Source organism: Marinobacter sp. GH_1 (assembly GCF_048595985.1).
Classification (GTDB): domain Bacteria; phylum Pseudomonadota; class Gammaproteobacteria; order Pseudomonadales; family Oleiphilaceae; genus Marinobacter; species Marinobacter shengliensis.
Genome location: NZ_CP184460.1, coordinates 1315952 through 1330612, shown reverse-complemented (window position 1 = coordinate 1330612; position 14661 = coordinate 1315952). Strand labels below are relative to the sequence as shown.

Annotated in this window: 12 protein-coding genes and 1 tRNA gene; 5 read left to right on the top strand and 8 right to left on the bottom strand. The window is 58.1% G+C overall.

Annotated elements, in window-relative coordinates; genetic code table 11:
• Positions 1-124 precede the first annotated feature (124 nt).
• Positions 125-1168 (top strand): AraC family transcriptional regulator, encoded by a 1044-nt coding sequence (locus ACNSOI_RS06150; RefSeq protein WP_420195369.1) that lies wholly within the window; start codon positions 125-127, stop codon positions 1166-1168.
• A 25-nt stretch (positions 1169-1193) separates the two neighbouring features.
• Here ACNSOI_RS06150 and ACNSOI_RS06145 read toward each other — a convergent pair.
• A tRNA-Asp gene (locus ACNSOI_RS06145) sits at positions 1194-1270 on the bottom strand.
• 122 nt (positions 1271-1392) lie between these two features.
• Positions 1393-2424 (bottom strand): AraC family transcriptional regulator, encoded by a 1032-nt coding sequence (locus ACNSOI_RS06140; protein ID WP_061331690.1) that lies wholly within the window; start codon positions 2422-2424, stop codon positions 1393-1395.
• A 247-nt stretch (positions 2425-2671) separates the two neighbouring features.
• Here ACNSOI_RS06140 and ACNSOI_RS06135 point away from each other — a divergent pair, with 247 nt between their 5' ends.
• The gene (locus ACNSOI_RS06135) at positions 2672-3544 is read left to right on the top strand and encodes a MaoC family dehydratase (protein WP_420195368.1); all 873 of its coding nucleotides are present in this window, start codon (positions 2672-2674) and stop codon (positions 3542-3544) included.
• Positions 3545-3591: 47 nt separating this feature from the next.
• Here ACNSOI_RS06135 and ACNSOI_RS06130 read toward each other — a convergent pair whose 3' ends face one another.
• The 3 genes from ACNSOI_RS06130 to ACNSOI_RS06120 are packed head-to-tail and all read right to left on the bottom strand — an operon-like array spanning position 3592 to position 8276.
• Positions 3592-5157, bottom strand: coding sequence for a response regulator (locus ACNSOI_RS06130; RefSeq protein ID WP_286920985.1), 1566 nt, complete (start codon positions 5155-5157; stop codon positions 3592-3594).
• A 51-nt stretch (positions 5158-5208) separates the two neighbouring features.
• On the bottom strand, positions 5209-5829 hold the full coding sequence (gene fixJ, locus ACNSOI_RS06125; protein WP_058093114.1) for a response regulator FixJ: 621 nt from the start codon (positions 5827-5829) through the stop codon (positions 5209-5211).
• Positions 5830-5867: 38 nt separating this feature from the next.
• Positions 5868-8276, bottom strand: coding sequence for a Lon protease family protein (locus tag ACNSOI_RS06120; protein ID WP_286254581.1), 2409 nt, complete (start codon positions 8274-8276; stop codon positions 5868-5870).
• 239 nt (positions 8277-8515) lie between these two features.
• Here ACNSOI_RS06120 and ACNSOI_RS06115 point away from each other — a divergent pair, with 239 nt between their 5' ends.
• A complete protein-coding gene (locus ACNSOI_RS06115) occupies positions 8516-8893 on the top strand; it encodes a PilZ domain-containing protein (protein WP_058093151.1) in 378 nt (125 codons plus the stop codon).
• Here ACNSOI_RS06115 and ACNSOI_RS06110 read toward each other — a convergent pair whose 3' ends face one another.
• The 3 genes from ACNSOI_RS06110 to pncC all read right to left on the bottom strand — a co-directional run bounded on the left by ACNSOI_RS06110 (position 8894) and on the right by pncC (position 11363).
• The gene (locus ACNSOI_RS06110; RefSeq protein WP_061331686.1) at positions 8894-9364 is read right to left on the bottom strand and encodes a flavodoxin family protein; all 471 of its coding nucleotides are present in this window, start codon (positions 9362-9364) and stop codon (positions 8894-8896) included.
• Between the two features lie 291 nt (positions 9365-9655).
• On the bottom strand, positions 9656-10699 hold the full coding sequence (recA, locus tag ACNSOI_RS06105; protein ID WP_286920886.1) for a recombinase RecA: 1044 nt from the start codon (positions 10697-10699) through the stop codon (positions 9656-9658).
• 163 nt (positions 10700-10862) lie between these two features.
• Positions 10863-11363, bottom strand: coding sequence for a nicotinamide-nucleotide amidase (pncC, locus tag ACNSOI_RS06100; RefSeq protein WP_420195367.1), 501 nt, complete (start codon positions 11361-11363; stop codon positions 10863-10865).
• 103 nt (positions 11364-11466) lie between these two features.
• On the opposite strand from pncC, the gene mutS reads away from it, so the two are divergent.
• Positions 11467-14100, top strand: a complete 2634-nt coding sequence (gene mutS / locus ACNSOI_RS06095; protein ID WP_420195366.1) for a DNA mismatch repair protein MutS — start codon at positions 11467-11469, stop codon at positions 14098-14100.
• Positions 14101-14263: 163 nt separating this feature from the next.
• Positions 14264-14587, top strand: a complete 324-nt coding sequence (fdxA, locus tag ACNSOI_RS06090; RefSeq protein ID WP_011785560.1) for a ferredoxin FdxA — start codon at positions 14264-14266, stop codon at positions 14585-14587.
• Positions 14588-14661: the final 74 nt, after the last annotated feature.

Below are 14661 nucleotides of genomic sequence, written 5' to 3'. Positions count from 1 at the left end.
CGATTGTAGGATCGGGCAACCATCGCGCCCGTTGTTATGGCCCCTACACTACCCAGCTCCCGCCAGCGCAACAATATCCAAAAAGAACATTTTATTATCCCTGGATAATACCGATAATACGATCATGACCAATACATCCAGACCCAACCAGAATTCGCTGGGCGACATCAGCCTGCTCTATGCTTCCGTGTTGCTGCGTGCCACTGAGGCCGAGGGAGGCGATGCCGAAAGGCTAAAATCCCAGTTCCATCTGAACGACCCTGAGCTGGCCGCGCCGGAAGGACGCATCAGCATTCCCAGGTTCATGCGCCTGGGCCAGGCTGCCATCGCCACAACGGGCAACCCCGCCCTGGGCCTGCGTATGGGCGCCCTGACCCGCCCCATCGACGCCGGCATTGCCGGCCTGGCCGCAGAAACCGCCAACACCGTACATCAGTCCCTTGCCACACTGATACGGTATGCGCTGCTAAGCAGCCGGAACTCCAGAGGCGAGCCAAGTCTGGCGGCTGAACACCGTAAGGCCTGTTTCTATTCGATCAGTCCATACAACCAGTACAACTACTTTGTCGTGGACTCCATCCTTGCCGCCTGGACCCAACTGATCAGACACATGACCGGCCGCTACGACATCCTGGAACGGGTGCGTATTGAGTACCCCTCGATCGGGCTGGACGAGGTATTCGAGAGCTGGTTTCGTTGCCCCGTGGAATTCGGCGCGAAGGAAAACTCGATTCGTCTGAAGGACAGCGTTTGGCTTCAGGCACCGAGCCAGGCGCACCAAGGTATGCACGAAAAACTGACCGCCTGGTGTGAACAGGAGCTACAGCAGATTCGCAAAGGCTGGAGTGTGGCTGACAGGGCCCGGTACCTGATGACGCCGTTATTGCGGGGAGAAACACCCACCATTGAAACCCTGGCCAACCGACTGGGAACAACGCCCTGGACACTGCAACGACAGCTTGCCAGTGAAGGAACCGGCTTTCGGGAGTTGCTGGACAACACTCGACGACAACTCGCACAAGACTATTTGCAGGAGACCAACAGCTCGCTTTCGGAAATCGCCTGGCTATTGGGATTCGCGAACCCACCAGCCTTCCACAAGGCCTATCGGCGCTGGTATGGCATAAGCCCGGGAGAATACCGGAAACACATCAAGGGAAGTAACTGAGGTAAAGCAAGGGGGGGGATAAAAATGGCGGAGCGGACGGGACTCGAACCCGCGACCCCCGGCGTGACAGGCCGGTATTCTAACCAACTGAACTACCGCTCCGCGTTTGTTGCCTAACAGCCTGTTTGCTGACTGCTCGGTGACAACGAGGGCGCATTATAAAGAGGCCCCCGTTTATGTCAACGCTTTTACTGAACTTTTTTCAGATTTTTCCAAACCCCCGGTTACATGGCGTCAACCATGGCATCTTTGCCCTGGGCCGTCTTCCGGTATTCGATGGGCGTCATACCAGACCAGCGCTTGAACGCCCGATAGAACGTACTGGGTTCGGAAAAACCGGTGAGGTACACAATTTCATCAATGGACTCATCGGTGGTCGCAAGGAGCTGCCGCGCCAGCCGATAGCGGAAATCCGCCAGTACCTGGTTGAAGCTGGTTTCGGCCTCGGTGAGCCGGGTGCGCAAGGTTCTTGGTTTGATACCCAGCCGTTCTGCAACGGCATCCAGGGTCACCTCGCCGCTGTCCAGCAGCTCGGCGATGATGCGCTCCACCTGACCGACAATGTCCTTTTTCTCTAGCCGCGCCACCTGTTCACTGGCAAAGCGCTCGTGCAGCGCCAACAGTTCTGGTTCGGCGTGGGGAGAGGCGTGGGACAGCATCGCAGCGGGGAAATACAACCGGTTTTCTTCTGCGCCAAAAACCACGTTACAACCCAGAACTTCGCGTACGTGCTCGGCTCCCTGCTCCCGCCCATGCTCGAACTCGATTCGTGATGGGTAGAAATTGCCATCGGTGATGGACTTGAAGAAGGTAATCAGCCCCTGTACGAAGCACTCATTGAAGTGCTTGAGCTTGCGAATCTCATCGGAGGCGGCGTCCAGCACCATGCAGGCTTCTTCGCCTTCAATGAAGAAATCGGTATTGGCGGCATCGCTCAGCAAGCGCTGATAGTTCTGAGCCCGGCGCAGTCCCTCTCCGAAGGTTGGGCTGCTGAGAAACAGGTATTCGAGAACCTGGCCCTTGTAGGCGGGCAACAGCGGCCCCAGGTGCAGGCCTATGTCCGGGTCGCCGGAGACATCCTCCACCGCCTGCCAGAAGTAAAGCTGGGCGCTGTGGGGAGTGCGAAGCTGGTCTGTGTAGACGTAGTTCTCGTCAACGCCGAGGCGGCTGAATATGGCATCGGTATCGACACCCTTTTTCTTCATCGCCTCATAAATCAGGCGCAACATCACGCCCGCATCACGTAGTTCCTGCATAGTATCCCGCTATTTTATTTATATGGTTACTACTTTGACCCACCGGACAGTGCTCATGGCACGGCGGGTCAATGCCCGATCTGGAGGGGTTTGCCAGACTGCGAGGCCGCCACGACTTTCGTCTTACATTAGAGCATATCAGGCCACAGACGCACAGTTGTACCAGAATGTAGAGAAAATCGGTAATTACGTTACTGATTCACGGGAAATTACCCGGCCGATCAGGCCAACAAGGGAGATGAATACCATGACAGAACCACTGATTTATCGCAGCACCCCACCCTCTCTGCTGCCCATGTTCGGCAGAGCACTGCTGCCAAAATCACACAAGCCCGGCGCCAACACAGAGATCCCGGAATTGCAGGCTGAGCTGCTGGGCGTGGCCACAGATACGCCGATGTTGTCCCGCTATCTGAACGTGTGCGGATTCAAGCCTGGCTCCACCCTGCCCATGACCTGGCCGCACATCCTTGCTTTCCCGCTGCACCTGAAATTGCTGACCGACAAACGGTTTCCACTGCCCCTGCTGGGCCTTGTGCATCTGCGCAACACCATCACCCAACACCGACCCATCCAGACCGGCGAAAACCTGGATATCCGGGTTACGTTGGGCAATCAGCAGAGCACGGAGCGCGGCATCGAGTTCGACCTGATCACCGAGGCGCGCTCTGCGGGCCGGCTGATCTGGGAGGAGGTAAGCACCAACCTGTTCCGGATGGCAAATGCTGAAAGTGGCAAGCCGAAAGCGCAACCGCCCAAACTCGAAACCTATCCGTTCAGCGAGTCCATCACGGCACCGGAGAACCTTGGGCGACGGTACGGGCAGGTATCCGGGGACCGCAACCCGATTCACATGCACGCATTGAGTGCCAAAGCCTTTGGCTTCCCACGGGCCATTGCCCATGGCATGTGGAGCAAAGCCCGGGCGCTGTCATTACTGGAACAGCAGGCTGACTGGCAATCCGGCCCTGTGCGGGTGAGCTGTCAGTTCAAGAAACCCCTGTTTCTGCCCGGCGCCGCCCAACTGAACTGGCAGACCGCCAGCGACGCCTGGGATTACCAGCTCCTGAACAGCAAAGGCGATGCGCCACACCTGAGTGGTCGTATTGAATGGCTATAACGGCGGGATAAACGCTTCGATCTGGCCGCTCACCGCCAGATCGATGCTCAACCTGCTGCGCAGGGCTGCCCCTCAGCATTGGCAACAGGCAGCGTGAAGTAGAAGCAGGCACCACCCTCTTCCGGACGCTCATAGCCAATGTCGCCACCCTGGGCCTGAATCAGGGACCGGCAGGTGGCCAGACCAATGCCCATGCCTTCATCCTTGGTAGTGTAGAAGGGATGAAACAGCTTTTCCTCGGCATCCTCCGGCACACCCACCCCGTGATCGAGCACCTGAATGCGCACACACTGGTCACCGCATCGGCGGGCGCTGACTTCCACAGGCGTGGATGATTCGGCACTGCGAGTGGCTTCAAGGGCATTACGGATCAGGTTAAGGGCAACCTGCTGCACCTGAATCGGGTCCGCCAGTACGTCTGGCAGGTCATCTTCAACGCGGACATCAATACCGCCCTCGTTGTTCCTCATATCCACTTCCGCAAACTGCCGGGTGTCCTCCAGCAGCACCGGAACAGACAGGACTTCTTTACCAGTGGCAGGCTTCTTCATGAATCGGCGGATGCGGCGAATAATCTCACTGGCCCTGTGCGACTGCGCTTCGATCTTGTCGAGGGTTTCCTGAAGCAACACAAGGTCCGGTTGCTCCTTGGCCATCATACGCTTGGACACCCGGGCATAATTGGTGATAGCGGTCAGCGGTTGGTTGACCTCATGGGCAAACCCTGCGGCCATCTCACCCATGGTGGTCAGGCGTGAGGTGTGGGCCAGTTGATCCCGCTGTTCCTGAACCAGGGCCCGCGCTTCCTCCAGGGCCAGTTCGTTGTCCAGTTCCACGGTAATGTCCCGAAACACAACCACCGCGCCATGCAACTCGCCGTCATCCAGTTTGGGGGTGGAACGATACTCCGCGGGGAAGCCACTGCCATCAGCGCGCAACAGCCGGATATCACGCTGGTTTTCCGCCACACCTTGCCGGCAGGTGGCCATCACCGGCAGGCTGTCCTGGCACTCCGCCGCCGTCGAAAAGTGCAGTTCGAAAAAACTCTTGCCGATCAGGTCTTCCGCCGGGCATCCCATAATCATGGCGGCTGCGGGATTGGCAAATTCGATGATGCCGTTCTCGTCAAGGCCGTAGATGCCCTCGCTGATGGAGTTCAGGATGCGCGCCTGATCGCTCTGCAGCTCGCGGTTCCGGGCCTGGAGTTCCCGCTCGAGGCGAATCACCTGGGCGTGGGTTTTAACCCTTGCAATCACTTCCAGGGACTGGAATGGCTTGGAGATGTAGTCTGCACCACCCAGGCTGAAGCCTTTCACCTTGGCCTGCAGGTCGTCCAGGGCTGACAGGAATACAACGGCACAATCTGAAGTTTCCGGATCGGCTTTCAGGCGCTCACACACCTCATAGCCGTCCATTTCCGGCATCATGATATCCAGCAGAATCACTTCCGGATGATGGCGGTGGGCAAGGTCCAATGCTTTCTCGCCTTCGTTGGCGATCAGAAGCCGGTAGCCTTTGTCTTTCAGGGTCTCGTAGAGGACTTTCAGGTTCTGCGGGTTGTCATCAACCAGCAGAACCGTCACCTCGGAGTTCTCACTGACAACTTCAGTCATAGAAACATGGCCGGTTAAAAACGTCATTGTATGATGACGATACCGACAGACCTAGTCGATAAGTTCCTTTACGGACAGAACCATACGCACCAGATGTGCCAATGAATGGGTGCCCATCTTGTGCATCACACGGGACCGGTGAATCTCAACAGTGCGCTGGCTGATCTCAAGCTCGATGGCGATCACCTTGTTGGCCTGGCCCGCAATCATCCGATCCATGATTTCACGCTCGCGGGGTGTCAGGCTCTTGATACGGCGAACGATCTCCTGGCGCTCATCCAGAGATTTCCGCTGCTCACGATCCTGCTCCAGCGCCGCCTCGATCTTCTCCAGCAGCGCTTCTTCGCGATAGGGCTTCTGGATAAAGTCGACGGCACCTTCCTTCATGGCATCGACAGCCATGGGAACGTCGCCATGCCCCGTCACGAAGATAATGGGCAGGATCGAATGCTTGTCGTTGAGTTTTTTCTGCAACTCCATGCCGTCCATACCCGGCATACGGATATCCAGCACAATGCAGCCCGCCATCTGGTCAGAATAATCTGCCAGAAAAGAGCCGGCGCTTTCATAGGTTTTCACCGGCTTGCCATCGGATTTCAGCAACAATTCCAGTGAATCGCGGACGGCCTCGTCGTCCTCTACCACATACACAGTCTGCTGGATATCAGTCATGGATCTGTTTTCTCCTGTCCGTTTTATTATGGAGCCGGTCAGTGGATGGACGGATCTTTGTGATCGTCCCTGGCATGTTCCTGCCGTTCATGTTCCCGCATTTTCTCGAGCCGTTGCTGGATAATGCCAAAAACGCTTTGCTTGGGGTACCTGCCTTTGTCATCGGCCTTGCCCGCCGGTTTGCCAAGCAACAGTGTAATGGCCTCCTCCACACGGGCAACCGGGTATACGGCAAATTTGCCCGCTTTGGATGCCTTGACCACTTCGCTGTCCAGCATCAGGTTCTGCACGTTGGTGACCGGAATAATCACACCCTGGGAGCCGGTCAGGCCGCCCTTTAGCTCACAGGTGGCGTAAAAGCCTTCGACCTTTTCGTTAACGCCGCCGATCGGCTGCACCTCGCCAAACTGGTTCACCGAGCCGGTAATCGCAAGATCCTGCCGCACCGGAATACCAGACAGTGCAGAGATCAAGGCGCACAGCTCGGCCAGGGAGGCGCTGTCACCGTCCACTTCGCCGTAGTTCTGTTCGAAGGTCAGACTGGCCGACAGGTGCATCGGGTCGTTCACTGCAAAATGGGAGGCCAGCCAGGAGCTGAGAATCATCACGCCCTTGGAATGGATATTGCCACCCAGCTTCACGTCCCGCTCGATGTCCATGACACCGCCATCACCATAGTAGCAGGTTGCGGTTACCCGGTTGGAAAGACCAAACTCGAAACCGCCGGTCGACAGCACCGACAAGGCGTTCACCTGACCGACGCAGGTGCCGGTTGTGGTCACCAGGGTGGAGCCGTCCCGAACCGAATCGTAAAAATGATCCCGGATACGGCTGCTACGGTAACGGGCACTCTCCAGCGCGCGCTCAACGTGCACTTCAGAGATCAGTTTGGCACCCGCCTGTCGGGCCCAGAAATCGGATTCCCGTAAAAGGTTGGCGATGTCCGCTGCATGCAGCGAGAGCCTGTTCTGATGTTCGGCCATGCGCGCGCTGTGCTCGATTATACGGGCCACCGCTTTATTGGTGCAGTGCAGCAGCTTCTTCTCCACCACCAGACTGGCAATGAACTTGGCATACAGCAGCTGGCTCTCCTCGGTACGGTACATCTCGTTTTCGAAATCGGCCGTCACCCGGAACAGCTCGGCAAACTCGGAATCGTATTCCTGCAGTAGCATCCAGGTTTCGCGATCACCGAACAGCACAATTTTAACATCCAGAGGTACGGCTTCCGGCTCAATGGAAATGGTCCCTGAAAGCGTCAGCTCCCGCTCCAGGGAATTGATCTGCAGGGTGCGGGAGCGCAGGGCGCGCTTCAGACCGTCCCAGACAAACGGCTGCTCCAGCACCTTGATGGCATCCATCAGCAGGTAACCGCCATTGGCCTTGTGCAGACTACCCGGGCGAATCAGGGAGAAGTCGGTGAACACGGTGCCCTTGAAGGTGACGTTTTCAACGTACCCGAACAGGTTGTGGTAGGTGGGATTGTCTTCCACCACCACCGGCACCTCATTGGTTTTCTGGTGCACCAGCACGTTGATCACGTAGCGCCGGGGCGTTTTCTTGTCCAGTGAGGCGTAGGCGATCGCCGCCTGCTCTTCATCGTCCTCAAGGAAGATATCCAGGTTGTCGACCAGGTCTTTGCGAACGGCCTCAAGATAGGAAACCACGTCTGGCTGGTCACTGTAGCGTTTGACTAGCTCATCGATCTGGTGACCGGAAATGCCTTCGAGAGTTTCCTGATTCAATGCCTGTTGCTTCTCGGCGTACTCCTGCTCCCAATCGGCCAGCTTGCGAAGGGCCTGGCGGAGCTTCTTTTCAAGGGCGTTGATGGTGTCTTCAAACTTGTCACGCTGCTCATCGGTCAGCGCCTGGAAGCTCTCCACGGTGTGGGGCTCATCGCCATTCATGGCAACCAGCCGATAGCCACCCGGTGTGGTTACCGTGAGGCTGACTTTCTTGCGCCGGGCCTGCTTGGCCACTTTCTCGAGCTCATCTTCCTGCTTTTTGCCGTACTCGTTCTTGAGGTGCTCGGAGCGCTCCAGGAAGCTGTCACTGTCAAACGTCTGGGGAATCACCTTCACCAACCGCGACATCAGCTTGTCCATGTCCTGTTTGAGCTGGGTGCCCATTCCTGCCGGCAGTTGCAGCAAACGCGGATTGCGCGGCTCATCGAAGTTGGCCACGTAACACCAGTCGTGGCTCTGCTGTTCGGTATCGACGTGGTGTTCCAGGTACCGGAGCATCATGGTGCGCTTACCCAAGCCATTGCGACCGACCGCATACACGTTATAACCACCGTGGGGCATGGCGAGCGCAAAACGCACCGCTTCCTGGGCGCGGTTCTGGCCAACAATCTCGGCCAGCGGCTCCAGTTGCCGGGTGGTTTTGAATGGCAGATCTTTAAGAACGCAGGCTTTGTAGAGCTGATGCAAGGGCAATGACTTCAAGTTCGATTCCCGTTGAGTTCGGTTTTGAGTAGTAACTGTCGCTCGCATTGTAGTGTTTGAGCTTCAAGCTGTCGCCTATCCGCGCCGCATTTATCGGAAGAGGCCGGATTCGTGACAATATGCCAACCGGGTCACAAATTCCCCCTTGGTCATTTTTCAGGCAGGCCGTCGATTACTACACTTCCATGCCCGGACGGATTCCGGACACAACAAGTACAATACGGGTGATGGTCAAAGCAATGACGAATTATTCCGCAGATCGCCGCATCAAGGATCGTTTTTCGGCGTCGTGTCTCAGGGTGCAACTCCGTGAGAGGGCGTTCTTTGGTCGCGGGAAGCAGCCAGTGGCGGTAACATGCCTGGACCTCAATCGTTACGGTATGGCGGTGCTGTGCCCTCGGCCGGTAGACTCCGGGGCGCATTTGTTCCTGGATATTGAGGGTAAATACATCAGCGAGTCGCGCATTGATGCCCGAGTGGTGTCGTGCCAGCCGTTTCAGACGGGCTTCCGTGTGAGTCTGCAGTTCAGCTATTGTCTCGACAAGAAAGGCTACTCGAGAGCGATCGACAATGCGCTTTCCCGGATTGAGGGTTTTTACAACCGGTTCGCCAGTTAATCAGATCAGGCCAGCATCCAGGCTGGCCGCCACGTACATGCCCAGTTCCTCGCACTGTTGCTCGAATTCATCCCTGTAATCTCCCCTGCACAGCAATGGCTCCTGTATGCGTTTCCAGCGTAATCCGGTGGTGATGCTGTCGATGGCGCGGCGGGTGCCGGTGCCGTCGTGGCCGGCACGGATGTAGTAGGCAAAGGGCAGGCCCTGGGTCTTCTCCAGGCAAGGGTAATAGCTTCTGTCGAAGAAGTCTTTGAGGGCGCCGGACATGTAGCCGAGGTTTTCGGTGGTACCGAGGATGATGGCGTCGCAGGCGAGGATGTCTTCGGGGCCGGCATCGAGTGGGGCTTTTACCACCACTTCTACGGCTTCGATGTCGGGGTTACGGGCGCCTTTTTCTGTGGCGTTCCGGAGTTTCAGGGTATTTGGGGATGGGGCGTGGGCTACGATGAGCAGTCTCTTTTTGCTAGACATTTGCCGTCCGACTCCCTTCTTGCCGTTAACTCATGGAGCATGAGTTGTGGCAGGAACCCCCTCACGGGAAACGCTACGAGCACCCCTACGGGGTCCGGCCAGCAATCATAGATTGCTGGCGTTCGGCTGCGCATGAAGCTTCGCTTCATAATCGCTTGCCTCACCCCTGTGCGCTTCGCTCCGGCCATCCATGGCCTACGAGATTCCCGTGAGGGGCTCCCTGCCACAACTCGCTAGGCTCCGAATATGCCGTCCAACGTATCAATGCCGCATAGAGCCGTATGAAGCGGGTTACAGCAACTCGCCACTCGCTTCCACCGGCGCCTCGGCCGCTTCTTTCTTCACCGGCTTGGGCATCAGTTTGTCGCGAACCTTGGCTTCGATTTCGTTGGCGATATCCATGTTCTCTTCCAGGAACTTGCAGGCGTTGGCTTTGCCCTGGCCGATTTTGTCGCCGTTGTAGGCGTACCAGGCGCCGGATTTGTCGACGAAGCCTTCTTTTACGCCCATGTCCAGAACTTCGGCCATGTGGTAGATGCCCTTGCCGTACATGATCTGGAACTCGGCCTGCTTGAAGGGCGGAGATACCTTGTTCTTGACGACTTTTACGCGGGTTTCGTTACCGACCACTTCGTCGCCCTCTTTGACAGCACCGATGCGGCGGATGTCCAGGCGTACGGAGGAGTAGAATTTCAGGGCGTTACCGCCGGTGGTGGTTTCCGGGCTGCCGAACATGACGCCGATTTTCATACGGATCTGGTTGATGAAGACCATCAGGCAGTTGGCGTGTTTGACGTTGCCGGTCAGTTTACGCAGGGCCTGGGACATCAGGCGGGCCTGGAGGCCTACGTGGCTGTCGCCCATCTCGCCTTCGATTTCGGCTTTCGGTGTCAGTGCGGCAACGGAGTCGACGATGATCACGTCGATGGCGTTGGAGCGCACCAGCATGTCGGCGATTTCCAGGGCCTGTTCGCCGGTGTCTGGCTGGGACACCAGCAGGTCGTCTACGTTTACGCCCAGCTTTTCCGCGTAGATGGGGTCGAGCGCGTGCTCGGCGTCGATGAAGGCGCAGGTTTTGCCAGCCTTCTGGGCTTCCGCAATCACCTGAAGGGTCAGTGTGGTTTTACCGGAGCTTTCCGGGCCGTAGATTTCAACGATCCGGCCGTAAGGCAGGCCGCCAATACCCAGGGCTACGTCCAGCCCGAGGGAACCGGTGGATACCGCAGGAATGGCTTCACGGGGCTGGTCGCCCATTTTCATCACGGCACCTTTGCCGAACTGGCGCTCAATCTGGCCGAGTGCTGCGCTGAGTGCTTTCTTGCGATTGTCTTCCATTGGTACCTGACCCTCATTTGCCGGGGCTGCTGAGCCGCGATTGGGCCGACAGCAGCGAAATTCAAAGCGATGACACCGGAGGCATCCAGTGTTTTCCTGTATATTTGAACAGTATTAAAACATAAGCCTTCGCTGAGACCAACCCCTGCCCGGGTGAAAAACGTCACAGTGTTTTCAGAAACTCCGTAACCCCTTGCAGAACATACAAAACCGACTTTCGGCGCACCTGATCCCGGTCGCCGTCAAAGCACTGCGTGCTGGTTTCGATGCGGTCCGGGCCGGTGCCCCAGGCGAACCATACGGTGCCTACGGGCTTTTCATCACTGCCGCCGCCAGGGCCGGCAATGCCGCTGATGGCCACGGCTATGTCAGCGTCCGCAGCGCGGACAGCACCGGCGACCATCTGGCGAACCACTGGCTCGCTCACCGCGCCATGTTCGGCGAGCACCGATTCTTCAACCCCCAGAATGGCCTGTTTCGCCTCGTTGCTGTAGGTCACCAACCCGGCCATCAGGTACGCAGACGACCCCGCCCGGTCAGTCAGCACTTTGGCCACCCAGCCGCCGGTACAGCTTTCGGCGGTGGCGATGGTTTTACCGTGCTCGACGAGCCATTCACCCAGCGTGTTTCCAGCGCTCTCCAGTTGTTGGTCAGAGGCCTGCATAACAATCTCCCTGTGTCTGTTGCCAAACCCTTCGTTTCATCACGGGCATTATTTTCTTACAATCCCCGCTTTCACCCAAAAGTACGATCAACCGGACAAACCCATGTCAGTAGCCCAGACCGATCTTTCCAAGCACACCCCGATGATGCAGCAGTACCTGAAGATCAAGCGGGAACACCCGAACGAGCTGGTGTTTTATCGCATGGGTGATTTCTATGAGCTGTTTTACGACGACGCCAAGAAAGCGGCGGAACTTCTGGACATTACCCTGACGGCCCGGGGCCAGTCCGGGGGCAACCCCATCCCGATGGCGGGCGTGCCTTTCCATGCGGCTGAGGGCTACATTGCCCGCATGGTGCGCGCAGGTCAATCCATCGCTATTGCTGAGCAGATTGGCGACCCGGCCACCAGTAAAGGGCCGGTTGATCGTCAGGTGGTGCGCGTGGTGACACCGGGCACCCTGAGCGACGAGGCGTTTCTGGAAGACCGGCGGGACAACCTGTTGGTGTCGATTTTCAGTCATAAGGAGCAGTTCGGCTTCGCGTCGCTGGACATCTCCAGTGGCCGGTTTGCGGTCGCAGAGCTGGAAAGCCTGGAAGCTCTGCAGGGGGAGCTGCAGCGCCTGCGGCCGGCGGAGATTCTGATCAGCGAGGACTTCCCTTACAGCGATGTGCTGGAGGGCTTCACCGGGGTTCGTCGCCAGGGCCCCTGGTTGTTTGAGATGGATTCCGCCCGGCGGGTGATTACCCAACAGCTGCAGGTTAAAGACCTGACCGGTTTTGGCTGTGAAGACCTGCACCTGGCGATCTGCGCCGCCGGCTGCCTGCTGCAGTACGCCCGGGAAACCCAGCGTACCGCCCTGCCCCACATCCGCAAACTGACCCGCGAGCGTCGGGAAGATGCGGTGATCCTGGACGCCGCCAGCCGCCGCAACCTAGAAATAGACACCAACCTGATGGGCGGCCAGCAGTACACCCTTGCCTGGGTAATGGACCGCACAGCCACGGCCATGGGCGCCCGTGAGCTGCGCCGCTGGCTGAACCGGCCGCTCAGGAATGTGGAGGTCGTGCGCCAGCGCCAGCAGGCGGTGTCGGCTTTGCTGGACGGCTTCCATTACGAGCCAATCCACGATCTGCTCAAGCAGGTGGGTGATATCGAGCGGATTCTGGCCCGAGTCGCGCTGCGCTCAGCCCGCCCCCGGGACCTCGCACGCCTGCGGGATGCGTTCCAGACCTTACCGGGGCTGCAGGAGGCTCTAAAGCCCGTTAACTCACATCACCTGGTGAAGCTGGCCACGGTTATTGGCGAATACCCGGAACTGGCAGACCTGCTTGAGCGGGCCATTATCGAGAACCCGCCCGTGGTGATCCGGGACGGCGGCGTGATTGCCGAAGGCTTCGACAAAGAACTGGACGAACTGCGCAACATCAGCGAGAACGCTGGCCAGTACCTGTTGGATGTGGAAACCCGCGAGCGCGAACGCACCGGCATTTCCACGCTGAAAGTGGGCTACAACCGGGTGCATGGTTACTACATCGAGATCAGCCGGGCCCAGTCTGACCAGGCGCCGGTGGATTACATCCGCCGCCAGACGCTGAAAAACGCCGAGCGTTTCATTACACCGGAACTGAAGGAATTTGAAGACAAGGCCCTGAGCGCCAAGAGCCGGGCGCTGGCCCGGGAGAAAGGCCTGTACGACGACGTACTGGAAGCCGTCGCCGAGCAGTTGGCACCGCTGCAGGACGCTGCCCAGGCCCTGGCGGAACTGGATGTGCTCAGTAACTTTGCCGAGCGGGCCACCAGCCTGCGTTTCACTGCTCCGGAATTCACCGAAGAGCCGGGCTTTGATGTGGAGGAAGGCCGCCATCCGGTGGTGGAACAACTGCTCGACGAGCCCTTCGTGCCGAACAACCTGCTGATGGATGCGAAGCGGCGAATGCTGGTGATCACCGGCCCGAACATGGGCGGTAAGTCCACCTACATGCGCCAGGCTGCGTTAATTGCCCTGCTCGCCTACACCGGCAGCTTTGTGCCCGCCAACCGGGCGGTGCTGGGGCCGGTAGACCGGATTTTCACCCGCATGGGCTCTTCCGATGACATTGCCGGCGGCCGCTCCACGTTTATGGTGGAAATGACCGAAACCGCCAACATCCTGCACAACGCCACCGATCACAGCCTGGTGCTGATGGATGAGGTGGGCCGCGGCACCAGTACCTTTGACGGCCTGTCGCTGGCCTGGGCCACGGCTGAGCACCTGGCCAAGGACATTCGTTGCTACACCCTGTTCGCCACCCACTACTTCGAACTGACCCAACTGGCGGATGACCTGGAACATGCGGTGAATGTGCATCTGACGGCCACCGAGCACGACGACTCCATCGTTTTCCTGCACAATGTACACGACGGCCCGGCCAGCCAGAGTTATGGCCTTCAAGTGGCCAAATTGGCGGGCGTGCCCCAGGATGTGATTCGCAATGCCAAGGCGCAGCTCGCGCATCTGGAAGGCAGCGCCGGCCCGTCCAAGGGAGCTACAGGCGGTGCCGCTGCAGCGCCATCACCAGCCCCCAAAACGGCTAAACAACCGGCTGCCGTGGAATCGGTGTTTCAGGGCGATATGTTTGCCAGCGCGGAGCCGAGCGTTGTAGAGAACGCCTTGCAAAAACTGGACATTGATGGACTTTCACCACGGGATGCCCTCAATCAGCTCTATGAGCTGAAAGCTTTGCTGGCAAAATAACAGGAAACTGGGCCAAACTTGATCTGTGTAATAAGGTTATAGCAGCCCAACGCTTGCGGCTGCGGGGGGCGCTCCCTACAATATCGCGCACAAAATTATAGATGGGGCCGGAACATCAGGGCTCCTGATGAGACCGATTACTTTACGAACCAGGGATCTGACTATGGCGTTTATCGTTACTGATAACTGCATCAAGTGCAAATACACCGACTGCGTGGAAGTCTGCCCGGTGGACTGCTTCTACGAAGGCCCCAACTTTCTGGTGATTGACCCGGACGAGTGCATAGATTGCGCCCTGTGCGAGCCCGAGTGCCCGGCCGAGGCCATCTTCTCTGAAGACGAACTGCCGGCGGGCCAGGAAGCGTTCGTTGAGATCAACGCCGAGCTGGCTGGCAAATGGCCGAACATCACTGAGAAGAAAGACCCGCTGCCAGACGCTGAAGAGTGGGACGGCAAGCCTGACAAACTGAAGTACCTGGAGCGCTAAGAACCTCCAGCATTACTTCAACAACAAAAAGGCCGGACGACAAACATCGTCCGGCCTTTTTGTTTGAGCCCGGG

Excerpts from the sequence above, each read along its gene's own strand:
- pncC (WP_420195367.1), bottom strand. The coding sequence starts at position 11,363 with ATGCAGGCCTCTGACCAACAACTGGAGAGCGCTGGAAACACGCTGGGT.
- ACNSOI_RS06115 (WP_058093151.1), top strand. The coding sequence starts at position 8,516 with ATGACGAATTATTCCGCAGATCGCCGCATCAAGGATCGTTTTTCGGCG.
- ACNSOI_RS06135 (WP_420195368.1), top strand. The coding sequence starts at position 2,672 with ATGACAGAACCACTGATTTATCGCAGCACCCCACCCTCTCTGCTGCCC.
- ACNSOI_RS06110 (WP_061331686.1), bottom strand. The coding sequence starts at position 9,364 with ATGTCTAGCAAAAAGAGACTGCTCATCGTAGCCCACGCCCCATCCCCA.
- recA (WP_286920886.1), bottom strand. The coding sequence starts at position 10,699 with ATGGAAGACAATCGCAAGAAAGCACTCAGCGCAGCACTCGGCCAGATT.
- fdxA (WP_011785560.1), top strand. The coding sequence starts at position 14,264 with ATGGCGTTTATCGTTACTGATAACTGCATCAAGTGCAAATACACCGAC.
- ACNSOI_RS06130 (WP_286920985.1), bottom strand. The coding sequence starts at position 5,157 with ATGACTGAAGTTGTCAGTGAGAACTCCGAGGTGACGGTTCTGCTGGTT.
- mutS (WP_420195366.1), top strand. The coding sequence starts at position 11,467 with ATGTCAGTAGCCCAGACCGATCTTTCCAAGCACACCCCGATGATGCAG.
- fixJ (WP_058093114.1), bottom strand. The coding sequence starts at position 5,829 with ATGACTGATATCCAGCAGACTGTGTATGTGGTAGAGGACGACGAGGCC.
- ACNSOI_RS06140 (WP_061331690.1), bottom strand. The coding sequence starts at position 2,424 with ATGCAGGAACTACGTGATGCGGGCGTGATGTTGCGCCTGATTTATGAG.
- ACNSOI_RS06150 (WP_420195369.1), top strand. The coding sequence starts at position 125 with ATGACCAATACATCCAGACCCAACCAGAATTCGCTGGGCGACATCAGC.